The following is a 16766-nucleotide window of genomic DNA, read 5'->3' on the forward strand; positions in this document are numbered from 1 at the left end:
TGGCAAGCAACGCTTTTTACTTCATCGGGTATAGATTGTCATCTGGGAGTCCGGATGGAAGCGGATGTCGTGGATACTTACGTTACCCATTGAGGCACCCTGGCTACCGCTGACCCGGATATTGTCCATGCGGATTTCCTCGATGCGCTCGGGGAACGCAAGCATCAAGGCGCCATCATCCCTAATCCGATAGCGAGGCTCCCCGTCGCGGTAGTGGACACCGGAAATGGTCAGGTCCGAGTCGAGAAAGTTGAGGACCGGTACAAAAATATTGGCGGTAAGTTTCAGCCCCTCGATAACATCTGGGGATCCGTCTGCGCCCTGTTCGCCGTCACCCGCCGGATTCTCAACCATATCGCGTACAATACCGATACGCTCCAGCAGGTTCGGGTCTCCCTGACCTGAGACGGCCGCCAGCTCAGTCTCGCTCAATGGAGCGAGATTACCGCGCTCATACAATTCACCAGCCTCCAGCGATGCCTGGGACGCTTCGGCCGAATTGCTCGCCGCAAAGGTGACCAGGGGCTGGAATGGCAGCGTTACCGCTGTGACGAGCGCCGCAGCGTTGCGATACCGGGACTGGTGCTTGAGGACCCGGTGAAGTTCTTTTTCGCTGATCCAGCCGGCCTGGATGAACACCTCACCCAGGCGCTGTCCGGTTTCGCGCTGGAGCTTCAGGCCCTCATCCAGTTGTTTCTCGGACAGGTAGCCGCGATTAACAAGCAGCCGCCCGAGGCGTGACTTTTCTTCAAATCCCTGACGGATTCTCACCCAGTGTCTCCTTTTGAACAGTGAAAACCGTACAACCCGGCCCGGCTAATGTGATCCATGATTTCCGATACCCGGAATGTTAGACGATCACAACGCAATGTGCGTGGATACAGTCATCGTTTTACCATCCCCTTCTGGTAAGATCTGGCACCTGATAACAGAATTCGCTGAATTGTCGCAGCTAAAACGCCTGCGCATAACAAAGAGAGCGGTTGCAAATGACAAACTTGGTAAAACCCCTGAAAACTGTGACACCCGTACTGCTGATGGCTCTCGCCTTGCTGGTGCCGGCCTCCTGGGCAATGGCCCAGACCAATGAGCAGCCCGCCAACGAGCCACTGCCAATGGTTCGCATGGTGACCAGCGAGGGCGTGATCGAGCTCCAGCTGCGACCGGATGTCGCCCCGGATACGGTTGCCAATTTCCTGCAGTACGCCCGGGAAGGTTTCTTCGACGGCACCATTTTCCATCGCGTTATCCCTGGATTCATGATCCAGGGCGGCGGGTTTACCGAGGAGCTGTCCCGGAAATCGACCCGCGCCCCGATCCGCAATGAAGCCACAAAAACCCTGCCGAACCTTCGTGGAACCATTGCCATGGCGCGAACCAGTGCGCCCGATTCTGCAACGTCACAGTTCTTCATCAATCTCACGGACAACGGGTTTCTGAATGCCGGGGTCCGCGGCCCGGGCTATGCGGTTTTTGGCAAGGTTACCCAGGGCATGGGTGTTGTCGATGCCATCGCCCGCAAACAGACCACCCGGAAACAGGGCATGGCCGACGTGCCGGTGGAACCTGTGACCATCGAAACCGTCACCGTGGTTGAATCCGAAGGCTGACACCGTGAACCGGCCATTTCAGCCCCCTGCGATCGAGCCAGCTGAACTGGTCTGGCACGACGGGATCCCGGAATCAAAGCGGTTTGGCGATGTTTACTTCAGCCGGGACAACGGCCTGGAGGAAACCCGCCACGTTTTTCTGCAGCATAACCAGTTGCCGGAGCGCTTCTCGCAGATTCCCCGGGGCGGGAGCTTTGCTATTGCCGAAAGCGGCTTCGGAACCGGCCTGAACTTTCTGGCAGCCTGGCAGGCCTGGCGCCACCATGCGCCAACCCATGCTGCTACCCTGCATTTTGTCTCGGTGGAACGCTTCCCACTCACTCGGGAAGACCTGACTCGTGCCCTCGCTTTGTGGCCCGAGTTAAAGGTGCTCGCTGACGAACTGCTTCTGCATTACCCACCTCTGGTGCGAGGGGTTCACCGACTGGTTCTTGACGGTGGGCGGGTTCGACTGACGCTGTTTTTCGGCGACATCAATGACGCCTGGGAAGCCCTGGATTTTAAAGCCGACGCCTGGTTTCTGGACGGCTTTGCTCCGGCCCGCAATCCGGACATGTGGCTGGAGAACACCATCCGCCTGGTTCGCGCCCATAGCAAGCCGGGCACAACGCTGGCTACCTTCACTTCCGTCGGTCGGATCCGTCGGGCTTTCCTCGAGGCCGGATTCCATATGGAGAAAACCTCAGGGTACGGCCGCAAGCGGGAAATGCTGAAGGGAGTGCTTGAGGCGTCGGCCCTGGCTGAACCCGAACAACACGGGACCATCGCCATCATTGGAGCGGGCATTGCAGGCTGTACGCTGGCACGAAACCTTGCAGAGCGGGGTTTGCCCGTCACACTCGTTGATTCCCATGGGCCGGGAAATGGCGCGTCCGGAAACGCCCAGGGCGCTCTTTACGTAAAGCTGGGAGTTGAGTTCAACGACCAGACCGAACTGGCCCTCACAGCCCTGACCTTTGCCCAGCGCTTTTACAACAACTGGCGCAACCAGTACTGGCATCCGACTGGGCTGCTGCAATTGGCCCACAGCCCCCAGGAAGAGGCCCGACAGGCGAAATTTCTCGATCGCAACGAATACCCCGGGGATATTCTATGGCCGGCGAACCGGGCTCAGGCCAGCGAACTTGCCGGCGTTCCGACGCAAACAGGCGGTCTCTGGTTTCCCGGCAGTGGCTGGCTGGAGCCGGGAAACCTGTGCAAAGCACTGGCTGACCACCCGCTGATATCGACCGCGTTAGGTGCCACCGTTAGCGGGCTCCGGCCCTGCAACGGGCAATGGCACATATCCATGGAAGACGGATCGCCCATCGTGGCCGACCGCGTGGCCATCTGCTCGGGTCATCTCAGCCCGGAACTCATTCCGACAGAAGGACGCTTTCGCCTGAAAGCAATACGGGGCCAGGTTTCACACCTTCCGGCACCAGCCATTATCAGCCCCAAGGCCGTTATCTGTGGTAACCGGTACCTGAATCCGACGCTCGGTGAGATCGCTGTGACCGGAGCCACCTTTGATCTTCGCGATAACAACCCGTTGCCGACGATCGAAAGCCATAACGAAAACATGCAGGAACTCGGCTCAATGCTGCCGTCCCTGTTTTCTTCCACAAGCGAAAAACCCGGTGGCGCGGATCTGGACGGGCGGGTCGCCTTTCGATGCACCACACACGATTACCAGCCCGTCGCCGGCCCGGTATTCGATGGCGAAAGCGCTTCTCTGGATGGTCTCTTTCTCTTCACCGGCCTCGGCAGCAAAGGCCTGACCTACGCTCCGCTGCTGGCCGAGTATCTGGCGGACCAACTGACCGGGCAGCCTGCCTGCCTCCCGGCGAACCTTATCAGACGGCTGGAAACACGGCGTCTGTACCAGACTGATATGGCGGTTTCGTAATAAACTACCTCTGAAGTTTCCGGTCAGACTGCCGTTAACCGTGGAAAGAGTGGCATAGTCACGGAGAGAGCCCATGTCCATTTATGTCAGCGAACCCGGCCGACCGGTCGGCACCCGGCTACCGGAGACATTCCGGGCAAGGCCCGTGGGCGATGTCACGGAGCTGGCAGAAACCAAGGCGATCAATCCCGGCAGGAGCGAAGCAACAGACGCAGAGTTTCAGCAGGCGGCTAATGCTGGTCGGTACAAGGCTTTGGAGGAATATGGGGCAGCGGCAGCCGGCGAGCGTCGCGAAGACCGCGCTTACCTACCCGTATCCCGTATTTCATCACCGGCACTTTACTCGGTGCAGGCTTCAGCAACCATTTCCGAAGCGCTGTCAGAGATGGATGAGCATCAGGTTCATCACCTGGTGATCATGGCGGAAAACAACGTGGCTGGCCTTGTTGATCTGCGCTGGCTCCTTGGTTGGCTGCACGAACACGACGCCAATGCCATGACCCAGAGCCTGGTTCACATTGAGCTTCCCGCCTTTCTGACGGCCTCTCCCGAAACCGATGCCCACCAACTCGCCAGGCTGATGCTGGCCCATCAGCTCAATGCCGCACTGGTGGTAGACGCCAGTGGCGCAGCCGCTGGCATCGTAACCAGTACAGACTACCTCAAGCTATACGCCAGCTCTGGGCGACACGAGGGGACAGTTTAGCGCCCCCGGCCAGCTAGTTCAGTGGCGTCAACAGCTGACCCTCGGGGCTGAACAGGAGCACGTACCAGTCACTGCCGGTTCTGCTGAGCGCGACGATCTCATCCTCCCGGTAATTCGTCAGAGCGAGGATTTCCGAGTTGTCCACGGCAAGCTGATAGCGCCAGTCGTTTCTGAACCCGGTGTCTTCACCCTCAGTCTCCGCTTCCGGAACCAGCGATACCCGGGCAACGATGCCCTGCTCCATACCCGACACAACGCCTTCACTGGCAAAATCTCCGTCCGTGGACCCTGCAACAACCAAGTCACCATCGAAACCGGTCAGGCCTTGAAGTGTTTCAGTAGCCTGGTCGTTCTCATCATTCAGGGAAAAGGCACGACTCACGAGGCCTGAGGAGGAGTAACCCAGAAGGAACCCTGCCGTACTGGAAAGCGGCTCCCGCTCCAATTCAGGGTCCTCTTCTTCCTGCTCCAGCACAGAGTACGCCCCGTCACTGGCGCCTATCAGCCAGAGCGTGCTGCCCTGGAACAGCCCATTGGATACCGGTTCATCCCCGGCAGTGCCCACCTGTTTGACACTGAGTTCGCTGGTTGCACTGGACGCGGTGTAGAAGAATGCATCAATGCCTCCTATTACCGGAACGCCTTCAACAGAGCCCGCCGCGGAACCAAATAACCCCGGGCTGATAGACTCGATACTGCCGCCGGCGACGCTGTCATCGGCAGCCGACCCCACCTGGCGGGTCCAGGCCACCGCAGGCTGCTGGGTATTGCCGTCCAGCTCCGTATCAATACGCTGCAAAAAGCTGTCCGTGCCGCCCGCTGCCTGCTGCTGATCAAAAACACCATCGGTTTCCCCTGCCAACACCACATAGCCGGTGTCCCGGTTGATTCCGGCCCAGCGCACCTGATCGTCGGCATCCGTCCCGGTCCGGGTCGTCCAGGTTGGAACGTATTCGCCACCGTTGGAGGCGGAATCAAACCAGTACAGGGAGGTTACAACATCCTTGCCACCGAGTGCGGTGGTGCCCGCGACCGGTTGATCGGTGCTGTACGCGACGACAAATTCGAATCGGTCTACTCTGGTGCCACCCTCGGTCACCTTACGCTGTACCACGTTAATGACCGGATCTGGCGAAATCAGACTATCGCCGGCAGAGGAAACGGCCACCTGCTGTAACTGGGCACCGCGCTGGTCGAAAATCCGCACCAGTACCCTATTGTTATCCTCAGTGTCGAAGCCTGCGACAAACAGCCTGCCGTCGTGCCCCATGGTAATATCCGTGGCAACAAAGCCATTACCGCCGCTCAGCGCGAGGGGCGTTGTCAGCTCGTTGAGGCTGATCCGGAGCAGGTTGTCAGATGCAGCCCGGGCGTAGTCCTCGCGGCCAGCCTGAAAGCTCTCATTGATACCAAGCAATATGAATCGGTCACTGAAGGCCGGATTGGCGTAGCTGCCCGCGGACACCCGGATCCGGAATGGCACTGCGTCGGTTCCCTCAGGGAAAACCAGCTCGTCGTTCTCAACCCAGTTACCGCCTTCCAGCCGCTCGATAACGAACTCGGAATCAAGCCTCGCCGTAGAGTCTTCGGTATGGCTGAGTTTGGCAAAAATATCCCGGTCTCTATCGCCGGAAAGCGTGGCAACATACTCGCGCACATCACCCACGTTCTGGGTATCCCTGCCCCCACCTTTTACCGTTTCGAGGGACAGGACAGGCTCGTTATCCTGAATCGAAAGATTGGTGACGACGCCACCGTTACCGCTTCCGAGGCCCGCCAGACCGGAGCGCACTTCTGTGAGAGCCAGCCTGAGGGATTCAACCGGCTCAGCAAAACTGTCCTCGACCACTTCCAGCGGCAGATAACACTCGGTAATACCGGGCTCAAGGGTGATGACACCCCGGGTATAGAAGCCCTGCTCATCGAGCTCATAATCGATGTAGTCGAGTTCATTCTCACCGGTTTCGTCCAGCGGCACCGGACTGTTACTGCCCAATCCAACGATGTCCTTGCCCAGAATGGCATCACCAGCGTTGGAGGCACTGTAATCGCAATTCTGGTGTGGAGGCGAGAATCCGACGTCGCAGCTGGAGGCGTCATAATCAGACAGCAGCTCAAAGGCGACCGCAACCCGGGTAACCGACGGTTGATCGAGAATTACCTTGACGAAAACGCGGCGCGTCGGAAGTGTCAGATCTTTGGTGCCGGAGACCGAGCCGTCGTCGTTGTAGAGATTAATTGTAAAACTGTGCTCACCGCCGGTCTCCAGATCCGGCAAGGCGCATTGTTCCCGATTGCTTGCCGGAATCTCCGGGCTTTCGCCCTCCGTGAACGGCTCGGCATCCAGGGACATCACGTTGTATTTGACATCGATATCAAACGGTTGGGCGCCCGCCATGCGGCCATCGGTTGTTACGAGGTTGATATCTTCAGTTTTGCCCAGGTCTGCCTCTCCCCTGCTACCACCTGTAAGCCCAGGAACGCCACGCATTATGATGCCCTGCCGGGCTTTGTTACTGGTGTCTTCGAGCGCCAGCCAGGACGGCGCGTTGGTCAGGGAATAGTCAAGGATGTCCTCGCCACCGTAAGCCCCGAAGTTGTAGGAGTACTCAACGCCGAGATAGGCAAACACCGGGGGCACGCCGAGAATGGTGGGCTGATCGGGATCTTTTTCCGTCTTGCAGCCAGAGAGCCCGAGCGAAAGCAGGGCCAGAAAGACAAGTTGGCGAACGGGATGAATGCGGGAGTAAAAATCGGCGCCCATGGAAAAATCCGTTTCAATCGTTGTTATTGTGGTAGCGACCGCCGGGTGAAGCAGAAACACCGGGCGGTTTACACACCGTTACAGAACAACGCCATGGTAGCCAATTTGTTACGCAGGGGATCTGCGCGAGTTCTCAGATTCGGTTAGCCCGCATCCACGCCATGCTCCTGCAGCAGAGCAACCAGGCCCGCCTCATCCAGGACAGGAACCTCCAACTGTTCGGCCTTCGCCAGCTTGGAACCCGCGGCCTCGCCCGCTACCACGCAGGCGGTCTTTTTGGAGACGCTTCCGGCCACCTTGGCTCCCAGAGACTCCAGCTTTTCTTTGGCTTCGTCGCGAGTCATTCCTGAGAGCGTGCCCGTCAGCACCCAAGTCTGGCCCTTCAGGGGCTTGTCCCCTTTCTGGATCTGCTCTTCCTGCCATTCCACGCCGGCGTCCCGCAGGGCATCCAGGGTTTCCCGGTTATGGGTCTGTTCGAAGAAGCTGCGGATATGACCAGCGACAATCGGCCCGACATCGGGAACTGACTGCAGGCTTTCTTCATCGGCGGCGGCAATGGCCTCGAGAGTCCCGAAGTGCGAAGCCAGGCCCTTGGCGGTGGCCTCCCCCACCTCGCGAATCCCAAGCGCGTATAGAAAACGCCATAGAACGGGTTTTCTGGCTTTATCGATGGCAGCGACCAGGTTGGCGGCCGACTTCTCCCCCATCCGCTCAAGTTTGACCAGATCATCGGTGGTCAGGTGATAAAGGTCGGCCACGGTTTTTACCATGCCCTGATCAACCATGATGTCGATCCATTTGTCACCCAGCCCTTCAATGTCCAGGGCTTTCCGGGAAGCATAGTGACGGATGGCTTCTTTGCGCTGGGCCGGACAGAACAGGCCGCCAGAGCATCGGGCTACCGCTTCCCCTTCAATCTGGATAACGTCGGAATCGCAGACCGGGCAATGGGCGGGCAATTCCACTTCCCTGGCGCCCGAGGGACGCTTTTCGGGAACCACCTTGACCACCTGAGGTATCACATCACCGGCGCGACGGATAAACACGGTATCGCCGATGCGAACATCGAGCCGGCGGATTTCGTCCATGTTGTGGAGAGTGGCGTTGCTGACGGTCACGCCACCGACAAACACAGGCTTGAGACGGGCCACCGGGGTAACGGCTCCCGTTCGACCCACCTGGAACTCCACATCCTCAATAACGGTGAGCTCTTCCTGCGCCGGGAACTTGTGGGCAATCGCCCAGCGCGGCGCCCTGGAGACAAAACCCAGGGCATTTTGCTGGTCAAGGCGGTTCACCTTGAACACTATGCCGTCAATTTCATATGGCAGCGTGTCCCGCTTGGCCATTAGCTCGCTGTAGGCCTCAAGGCACTCCTCCACGCCTTTCGCCTTGCGCATCTCGGGATTGATCCGGAAACCCCAACTCTGAACGCGCTGGAGGCCATCCCACTGGGTATCGGGCAACAGGCTCTCGTCCGTCACGGCAACACTGTAGGCGCACATTTCCAGCGGACGCTTCGCCGTGACCGTGGACTTTTTCTGCCTGAGACTGCCAGCCGCCGCGTTCCGGGGGTTTACGAAGGTTTTCTCCCCGCGCTCGGCCAGTCGACGATTCAGTTGCTCGAAACCGTCCTTGGGCATGTAAACTTCGCCACGGATCTCTACAAGATCCGGCACATCTTCGCCCCGCAGCTTCAATGGCACCGAAGGAATCGTTCGGATATTGGCGGTGATGTCCTCTCCGGAGTAACCATCACCCCGGGTGGCGGCAGTGGTGAGGGCGCCATTCTCGTAGTGCAGACTGACCGCCAGCCCATCGAGTTTGGGTTCGCACACGTATTCCACATCTTCGCTGATGCCCAGCCGGTCCCTCACCCTCCGATCGAATTCCCGCAGTTCATCCTCATTGAAGGCGTTGTCGAGCGACAGCATAGGCAGCCGGTGAACCACCTCCTCAAAACTGGTTTCCGCGGCACTGCCAACTCGCCGGGTGGGCGAGGTATCTGAGGCCAGCTCCGGATAATCGGCTTCCAGGGTCTGCAGCTCACGGAACAGCCTGTCGTATTCCGCATCGGGAATACGGGGGTCGTCCAGCACGTAATACCGGTAGTTGTGATCATCAATAACCGAACGGAGTTCTTCTACACGCTGGGTAATATCGGGCGTGGCTTTGCTCATGGACTGGCACTCTCGTTTCTCAAAAAAATGCCCGGAGCGAACCGGGCATCGGGCCATCTGTTACCGCCTGGTTTCACACTTTCTGGGAACGTTGCTTACGCTCGAACTCGCGGATTCTCTGGCGGCAGTGCTCGATAGTTTGCGGGGTCATCACGCTTCGGCGCTCGTCTTTCAGTTCCCCGCCAAGGTTACGTACCACTGCCTGGGCGGTTTCGAGCATGAAGTCGAATGCCTGCAGCGCATTGGTGGGCCCCGGCATACTCATGAAAAAGCTGATCCCGGGCGTGGTGAGGGCCGGCATATCCCCGGGTTTGAATGTGCCGGGTTCCACGGCGTTGGCAACACTGAACTGCACAGGGCTGGTGGTATCGGATTCTTCATGGCGGTGGTATATGTCCATGTCTCCGTGCTCCAGACCGCACGCTTCGAACAGCTTCTTCAACGCCGGCCCCTTGAAGTCCTCGTCGCTCTTCGCCAACACGTTGATGACGATCACTTCCCTGGCCTCAGGGCGATTCGCGCCCGCCAGAGGTTGACCGGCCGACGGTCGGGAGGGCTCACGCCGCGCAGTGTCCTCTTCCACTTCGGTCGTGACCGTTGGCGGGACGGCTTCCGCCTCGTCTTCAATGGCGCCCCAGCCGGATTCGAGCTCGGTTTCCTCAGGCTCCTGACTGGAAAGTCCGAAATCGGGCTCCGACTCAGCGGACTCTTCGTAGCGCTCAGCCGTCGGTTCGGTTTCCGTTTGTGGATCCGGTTCTGACGATTCGGGCTGCTCCGATTTGGCAGCGGCAGTGACAGGACGGGTCGGCTTGGGTTTCGGAGAACCGAATCGACTGGGCTTTTCGCGCTTCACATAGCCCCGTTCTTCGAGGGTATCGCGGGAAATGGTTCTTGCTCCGCCATTGGGCAACTCGGGGTTGTACTCGTCGTCGAGTGGCGAATCCTCCAGCTCGTCGGCGCCCATACCGGATGAAATCGCCATGGATTCCTTACGGGCGCGCCGCATCCGGCGCACGCCATCAATGACAATGCCGATTATAACCAGGGTACCGATGGCAATTAACCATTCCCTAAGTGACATAGTGCTGCTGTCCTGTTTGCAGATCCCGTAACGTTGCTACTCTAAGAAAAGCCCGGAATGAATACAACGCACACCCGGGCCAGATGGCGTTTTTGTCATGGTTGCCCGAATTCTGAACAGCCTCAAGCCTCCGCGAGGGCTGCGGCTTCGTCCACGTCCACCGAAACCAGCCGCGAACATCCCGGTTCATGCATGGTGACCCCCATCAACTGATCCGCCATCTCCATCGCAATCTTGTTGTGGGTAATGTAGATGAACTGAACCTGCTTCGACATCTCTTTGACCATATTGGCATAGCGACCCACGTTGGCATCATCCAACGGTGCATCCACCTCATCCAGCATACAGAAGGGTGCCGGGTTCAGCTGGAAAATCGAGAACACCAAAGCAATCGCCGTGAGGGCCTTTTCACCACCTGACAACAGATGGATGGTGCTGTTCTTCTTGCCGGGTGGCCGGGCCATGATCGCAACGCCGGTTTCCAGAAGATCCTCGCCGGTAAGCTCCAGATAGGCATTTCCACCTCCAAACACCTTCGGGAAGAGCGCCTGGAGGCCGCCATTCACCTGATCAAAGGTTTCCTTGAAGCGTTGACGGGTCTCCCGGTCGATCTTCCGGATCGCATTGTCGAGTGTTTCCAGGGCTTCCATCAGATCTTCGTGCTGGGAATCCAGGTAGGTCTTGCGCTCGCTCTGTACCTGGTACTCCTCGATAGCCGCGAGGTTGATGGCGCCCAATCGTTGTATCCGGTTGCCGATGCGCTCCAGCTCGTCAGCCCAGTCTTTCTCATTCGCACCTTCAGGCAACTGCGAAAGAATGTCCTGGAGTTTTACGTCCAGCTCCTTGAGCTGCTCGATATGATTGCCAGAGCGGATTTCCAGGGCCTGGGATTCCATCTTCAACTGTTCCAGCCTGGACCGGACTTCCTGGATGCGGTGATCGGTCCCGCTTCGGCCCTGCTCTTTCTCCCGGACCTCACGGTCGATCTCTTCCAGGGCGTCGCGCGCCGCGCCCAGTTTCTCCTCTTCCGCCAATCGGCGATCCAGCAGGCCTTCAAGCTGCATCTGCAGATCTTCAATGGGTTCCTCGGCGCTTTCCCGGGATTCCCTCAGAATCTCCAGTCGCTCATCGATACGCTCTTTCTGCAACTGCATCCGGTCAATTGTCTGCCTCAGACCGTCCCGCTGACTGTGCAGAGTCTGTAGCTGAAGCTGCAACTGATGCGCGTGGTCACGGTCGTGCCGGGCCTCCTGGCGCAGACGGTCGAGGTTCTCGCGCAGGCTGTCCCGCTGCTCGAGAAGCCGCTCTTTTTCTTCATCGCTGTCTTCACTGGACGCCAGCGCCAGTTGCCATTCTTCCCGGGCCTCCTGCAGGTTCTCTTTCTGACCCTCCAGGTTTTCAGAGACATCCTCGATATCGTCCCGGATTCTCTGCAGACGGGCGTCAATCTGCTCGGCTCGGGCTCGCAGGCCGCTGACCCTGGACGACAGCGAGCTCAGCTCGCGGTCTGCCTCGCTCAAACGGGCCTGGGCCTCATCCCGGGCGGATTCGGAGCGCTCGGCGCGCTCGTGCAATTCGTCCAGTTTCTCGCTGGCCGCCTCCAGTGCTTCCTCAGCCTCTGTCAGTTGTGAAGCCAATTCGGTAACTTTCTTTTGTCGCTCAATCACCCCGACCTGGCCTGCGTCTGAGTCCGGCATCAATACCCAATCGCGGGAAACCCAAACGCCTTCCGGGGTCATCAGGCTCTGCCCTTTCTGGAGCCCGGCTCGCATACCCATGGCATCGGAAACGGTTTCTACCGCGTCAATGCCGTGAAGCAACGAGGCAATTCCGGGCACACCGGAAACCTTGGCCGCCAGGCCCGTTGTTCCAGCATTACCAGACGCCCCGGCTTCAACGAGTGCCAGGCCCCTTGGCGCTTCTCTCATCGCCGAGGAGAGCTGGTCGATGTCGGGGAGACACAGGCCCTGGGTAAAACGCCCGATAACCTGTTCAACCGCAAACTCCCAGCCATCGGCAATATCGAGCTGGCTGGCTACCCGGGGCATATCGCCCAAATCGTTCCGGGAAAGCCAGGATTGCAGGACATCATCTCCGGCCCCCATCTGTTCATCCAGAAGCGCCTGCTGAGACTCAAGAGAGGCGCGAAGGCTCTGGACCCGTTGGCGCTCCTCCGAGACGGCCTGCTCGGCGTCACGCTGATGCTGCCGGGCGTCATAGAGCTCATCCTGGATCGCCGCAATGCGCTCAGCCGCTTCCTCCCGTTTCAGCTCCAGTGTTTCTTGCTGTTCCAGCAGCTCCTCAAGTTCCGCTCGATCCATCTGGCCTTCCAGCAATTCCTGCTCATCCTGCAGTTTGCGTTGCCGAGTGAGCAGTTGCTCAATGGCGTCTTCGAGCGAGCGAATCCTGGACTGGGCCAACTCGGCCTGGCGCCGGGCATCCGACGAGCGGGCGCTGAAATCTTCCCATTGGTGCTGCCAGTCGCTCATGGCGTCTTCGGCCTGCTGCAGTTTCTCGCCCGACTCTTCAGAGCGTATCGCCAACGCTTCCTGTTCGGGCTCCATCATGTCCAGCTCTTCCTGGATACCCGCCAGCTTGTCCTCGTCCTGCTCCAGTTCCCTGGCCAGTTCGCGCTGGTTGGCCATGGCCTGATCCAGTTCCGCGGCCATCTGCCGGCTCCGTTCGCGCTGGTGCTCAAGACTCTGTTCGATACGGGCGATATCCGCGCCGGCCTCGTAATAGCGTGCCTGGGCCCGGTTGAAATGTTCGGTCCGTTCCTGATGATTGTCCCGGAGGGATTCGAGAGAGGTCTCAAGGCTGACGCGTTCGGTCAGGTATTTTTCGAGCTCAAGCTCGGTGTCCCGGATCTTGCCCCGCCAGGCCTGCAGGTCATTGTCGAGGGATTGCCAGCGCAGTACCGTCAGTTCGGCTTTCTTTTGGCGCTCTTCCTGCTTGTAAGCCTTGTACTTTTCCGCCGCTGCCGCCTGGCGCTCCAGGTGCTGCAGTTGTCGGCCCAGCTCCTCCCTGAGGTCGGTCAGCCGTTCCAGATTTTCCTGGGTCCGACGGATGCGATTCTCCGTTTCCCGGCGCCGTTCCTTGTATTTTGAGATGCCGGCGGCTTCCTCAATGTAGATCCTGAGTTCTTCCGGTTTTGCCTCGATCAGGCGGGAGATCATGCCCTGCTCGATAATGGCGTAGCTCCGCGGGCCCAGGCCAGTTCCCAGGAACAGATCGGTAATGTCCCGACGCCGGCACTTGGAGCCGTTCAGGAAGTATTCGGACTGCCCTTCCCGGGAAACCCGGCGGCGAACAGAAATTTCGCTGAATTTCGCGAATTCACCCGGGGCCGAACCATCGCTGTTATCGAACACCAGTTCTATGGAGGCCTGACCTACCGGCTTTCTTGCGCTGGAGCCGTTGAAGATAACGTCTGTCATGGACTCGCCGCGCAGGTACTTGGCGGAGCTTTCCCCCATCACCCAGCGCACCGCGTCGATGATGTTGGACTTGCCACACCCATTTGGCCCTACCACGGCAGTCATGTTCGATGGGAACGGCACAGTGGTTGGATCAACGAAGGATTTGAAGCCAGCCAGTTTGATGGACTTCAGACGCATATCAGGCGCTCGCCTCCTGCCGGAGAATCGTCAACACCTGCTGCCGCTGGTGTTCACCAAAGGCCTGTATGACCGCTTGCAATCGTTCCGCGTCGTCATCAACGGCAGCCTCGGCCAACTGCCGGAAGAAGGTCGCGGTTTCCCCGATTTCTTCCCGGAAGTGCTCCAACGCCACAAAATAGGTTCGGCTGATGGCCGGCCGGAAGTTCTCGAGAGTTTCCTCAAGAAAGGGGTTCTCAACCAGCCCATAGGCGTAGCGCATTACCCCGAATCCGGCGTCAATGACCTGCTCGGCAGCGTCAGCGCTGGTCGCGTTGAGGGCGTCAATGACCGCCTGCAGTTCACGGACCTGACCCATGACACCACCAAGCTCTTTGCCGGACCAACGTTCAAGTACCTTTCGTCCGAGCATGCAGAGAAGATCGATGTAGATATCGTAGAGGCTGTTGACGCTTTCCGGCGTAAGGCTGGAGACAACCGCGCCCCGCCTTGGGAAGATTTCGATCAGATGGCGGCGCTCCAGAATAAGTAGCGCTTCGCGCACAGAGCCACGGCTGACATTCAGTTCACCCGACACTTTCAGTTCCTGAATGCGTTCGCCGGGTTTGAGATCTCGCGTGATGATTCTTTGCCCCAGATGCTGGGCAATTTGTTCAGACAGACTTTCCGGGGCCTGAAACCTCATAAAGTTGGTCACTCATTCCTGAAGACGGCACGATTTCAAACGCAGAAGTTTACCACAGGGAATCTATAGCCCCACCCCTTGTCTGACATTTTGAGCGGTCAGGAACGCATCACGGCAAATCACTGCCGGTTTTTTGACAGCAATTCCTGAACTACCGCTGAAAAATCATAAATTGAGTGAAAAACAGTTCATTAGCAGCTGTTTTTGTTGTTATTTTTTAAGTAGGCACGGTTTCTGCTTTTGACCCCGAAAGCACTGTAAATTTCTGCGACAGAGTGAACCGTAGTGAAAAACATACCGTCGATCCATCAGTCTCCTTCCCAGCCCCAAAAACTGGCTGCGCTGCGTCAGGCACATCAGGACTGGACCAATACGCCGGATGTGCTTGCAAGACTGACACGACGGCTCTCGACTACCCTGTCGCTGGAGCAACAGCTGGCCATCCTGGCCGAAGAACTGGTCGCCATTATTCCGTTCAGCTCCCTAAACTACCGCCACCGGATCGGTAAACAGGATTTCGTCTATGCCACCGGAATGGGCGGCCCGCACCGCTGCGAGTATCGTCTGAGCCTTGAGGGCGTCAATTACGGGACTCTTGTGCTGCAACGCCGTCAGAGGTTCACCGAACAGGAGCTTGAAGGCATCGAGATAATTCTGGGTGCGGCCATCTGCCCGATTCGTAACGCCTGCCAGTACGTCGCCATTGAGCAGGCGTCTCTGACCGATTCCCTGACCGGGATTCCCAACAAACGCGCCCTGGATGACGCGCTTCAGCGCTCCAGCCTGTTGTCGGAACGACATGGGGAACCATATTCACTTGTGCTCTGCGACCTGGACCATTTCAAAACGATCAACGACACACATGGTCACGTGGTAGGCGACCATATCCTTCAGATCGCGGCGGCGGAGATCGAGAAGTCCATCCGCACATCTGACTCAGTGTATCGCTTTGGTGGCGAGGAATTTGCCATCCTGCTGCCGCATACCTCGGAGCAGGATGCAAAAGATGTGGCGGAGCGGGTTCGCAAAGCGATCGCGGCCATTCGGGTGGATGGCGGAGAAAAGGAGCTGAGAGTCACAACCAGCTGTGGCGTTGCTACGTTTCTGACCCAGGAAGCCCCGCAGGCCTGGCTGGCCAGGGCTGACGAAGCGCTCTATCGTGCCAAACACCAGGGTCGTAACTGCACCCGGGTGTTTGCCACCATTTCGTAACGCTTAACCGCGCGGCGTTTTGCTTCGGGCTCTCTCCGGCCTGGGAGCACGCCCGGCGGGCCTGGCGGGCTTGGTGTCGCTGACCGCCCATTTATTGCCCGGAGTTTTCTTTCCGGCCCTGCCAGGGCTCTTGCGCCTCTGGCGATCATGGGCTGCCTTTTCGTTTGGCGTTTTCTGGGGAATCTCGACCGACTCGAGACCAACGGTTCGACTGAGGGTATCTACCGCCCGCTGATCCAGCTCTTCCCATTTTCCCAAGGTCAGCCTGCTTGGCAGGAAGATCGGCCCGTAACGCACGCGTTTCAGCCGACTGACTCGAACGCCCTGGGATTCCCACAGGCGACGCACCTCCCGATTGCGCCCTTCCAGCAGGGTAACGTGGAACCAGCGATTCATACCGCTGCCACCGGCCGGAGAGATATCGGTGAACTTGGCCATGCCATCTTCCAGGAGAACGCCCTGAAGCAGTCGCTCGATCATGGCGTCGTCCACTTCCCCAAAGATACGTACCGCATATTCCCGGTCAATCTGGTTGGAAGGATGCATCAGCCGGTTTGCCAACTCTCCGTCTGTGGTAAAAAGCACCAGGCCAGTGGTGTTGATATCAAGCCGGCCAATGGAAATCCACCGATGCTCTTTAAGACGTGGCAAACGATCAAACACCGTCGGTCTGCCCTCAGGGTCTTTTCGGGTAGTGACCTCGCCCTCGGGCTTGTTATAAATCAGCACCCGGCGCATCACTTCAGCCGCGCCGGACACTTCCAGTCGTTTGCCATCGAGCTCGAAACGGTCCTCAACGGACGCCTTCTGCCCTGGTGCCACCGGTTGTCCATTGACCAGGAGACGACCGGCTTCCATCCAGCCCTCGATTTCCCGGCGCGAACCAACACCTGCCCGGGCGAGCAATTTCTGAATACGCTCAGGGCCGCCCTGACTGGCTGGGTCACGGGCGGGTCTGGCTGGTTTGTTGGGGCGTTCTGCCGCCATGTAATCAATCCTTAGTTTCTGACTGACACCCGAATG

At 58.6% G+C, this 16766-nt stretch carries 11 protein-coding genes; 4 read left to right on the plus strand and 7 right to left on the minus strand.

The window, feature by feature from the left end; translation table 11 throughout:
• Window positions 1-21: 21 nt before the first annotated feature.
• Window positions 22-771 (minus strand): pilus assembly protein PilB, encoded by a 750-nt coding sequence (locus tag ABNF92_RS01695; RefSeq protein WP_349343270.1) that lies wholly within the window; start codon window positions 769-771, stop codon window positions 22-24.
• A gap of 266 nt (window positions 772-1037) precedes the next feature.
• Here ABNF92_RS01695 and ABNF92_RS01700 point away from each other — a divergent pair, with 266 nt between their 5' ends.
• The 3 genes from ABNF92_RS01700 to ABNF92_RS01710 all read left to right on the plus strand — a co-directional run bounded on the left by ABNF92_RS01700 (window position 1038) and on the right by ABNF92_RS01710 (window position 4204).
• Window positions 1038-1610, plus strand: coding sequence for a peptidylprolyl isomerase (locus ABNF92_RS01700; protein ID WP_349344050.1), 573 nt, complete (start codon window positions 1038-1040; stop codon window positions 1608-1610).
• 4 nt (window positions 1611-1614) lie between these two features.
• On the plus strand, window positions 1615-3498 hold the full coding sequence (gene mnmC / locus ABNF92_RS01705; RefSeq protein ID WP_349343271.1) for a bifunctional tRNA (5-methylaminomethyl-2-thiouridine)(34)-methyltransferase MnmD/FAD-dependent 5-carboxymethylaminomethyl-2-thiouridine(34) oxidoreductase MnmC: 1884 nt from the start codon (window positions 1615-1617) through the stop codon (window positions 3496-3498).
• 73 nt (window positions 3499-3571) lie between these two features.
• On the plus strand, window positions 3572-4204 hold the full coding sequence (locus tag ABNF92_RS01710; RefSeq protein WP_349343272.1) for a CBS domain-containing protein: 633 nt from the start codon (window positions 3572-3574) through the stop codon (window positions 4202-4204).
• Window positions 4205-4217: 13 nt separating this feature from the next.
• On the opposite strand, the gene ABNF92_RS01715 is transcribed toward ABNF92_RS01710, so the two are convergent.
• From ABNF92_RS01715 to ABNF92_RS01735, 5 genes are all read right to left on the minus strand, one after another.
• Entirely contained in the window at window positions 4218-6968 is a 2751-nt protein-coding gene (locus ABNF92_RS01715) for a hypothetical protein (protein WP_349343273.1), read from the minus strand.
• Window positions 6969-7111: 143 nt separating this feature from the next.
• Complete coding sequence (gene ligA, locus ABNF92_RS01720) at window positions 7112-9148, minus strand: NAD-dependent DNA ligase LigA (protein ID WP_069185073.1); 2037 nt, start codon at window positions 9146-9148, stop codon at window positions 7112-7114.
• Window positions 9149-9221: 73 nt separating this feature from the next.
• Window positions 9222-10229 carry a cell division protein ZipA gene (zipA, locus tag ABNF92_RS01725; RefSeq protein ID WP_349343274.1) on the minus strand — a complete coding sequence of 336 codons (1008 nt, stop codon included), beginning with the start codon at window positions 10227-10229 and terminating at the stop codon, window positions 9222-9224.
• 122 nt (window positions 10230-10351) lie between these two features.
• A complete protein-coding gene (smc, locus tag ABNF92_RS01730) occupies window positions 10352-13846 on the minus strand; it encodes a chromosome segregation protein SMC (protein ID WP_349343275.1) in 3495 nt (1164 codons plus the stop codon).
• Window position 13847: 1 nt separating this feature from the next.
• Window positions 13848-14531: a GntR family transcriptional regulator gene (locus ABNF92_RS01735; RefSeq protein ID WP_064228107.1), complete on the minus strand. Its 684-nt coding sequence runs from the start codon at window positions 14529-14531 to the stop codon at window positions 13848-13850.
• A gap of 285 nt (window positions 14532-14816) precedes the next feature.
• Here ABNF92_RS01735 and ABNF92_RS01740 point away from each other — a divergent pair, with 285 nt between their 5' ends.
• Window positions 14817-15743, plus strand: a complete 927-nt coding sequence (locus ABNF92_RS01740) for a GGDEF domain-containing protein (RefSeq protein WP_273082141.1) — start codon at window positions 14817-14819, stop codon at window positions 15741-15743.
• Window positions 15744-15746: 3 nt separating this feature from the next.
• Here ABNF92_RS01740 and rluB read toward each other — a convergent pair whose 3' ends face one another.
• Window positions 15747-16730 carry a 23S rRNA pseudouridine(2605) synthase RluB gene (gene rluB / locus ABNF92_RS01745; RefSeq protein WP_349343276.1) on the minus strand — a complete coding sequence of 328 codons (984 nt, stop codon included), beginning with the start codon at window positions 16728-16730 and terminating at the stop codon, window positions 15747-15749.
• Window positions 16731-16766: the final 36 nt, after the last annotated feature.

The organism is Marinobacter sp. MMG032 (assembly GCF_040112695.1).
GTDB lineage: Bacteria > Pseudomonadota > Gammaproteobacteria > Pseudomonadales > Oleiphilaceae > Marinobacter > Marinobacter salsuginis.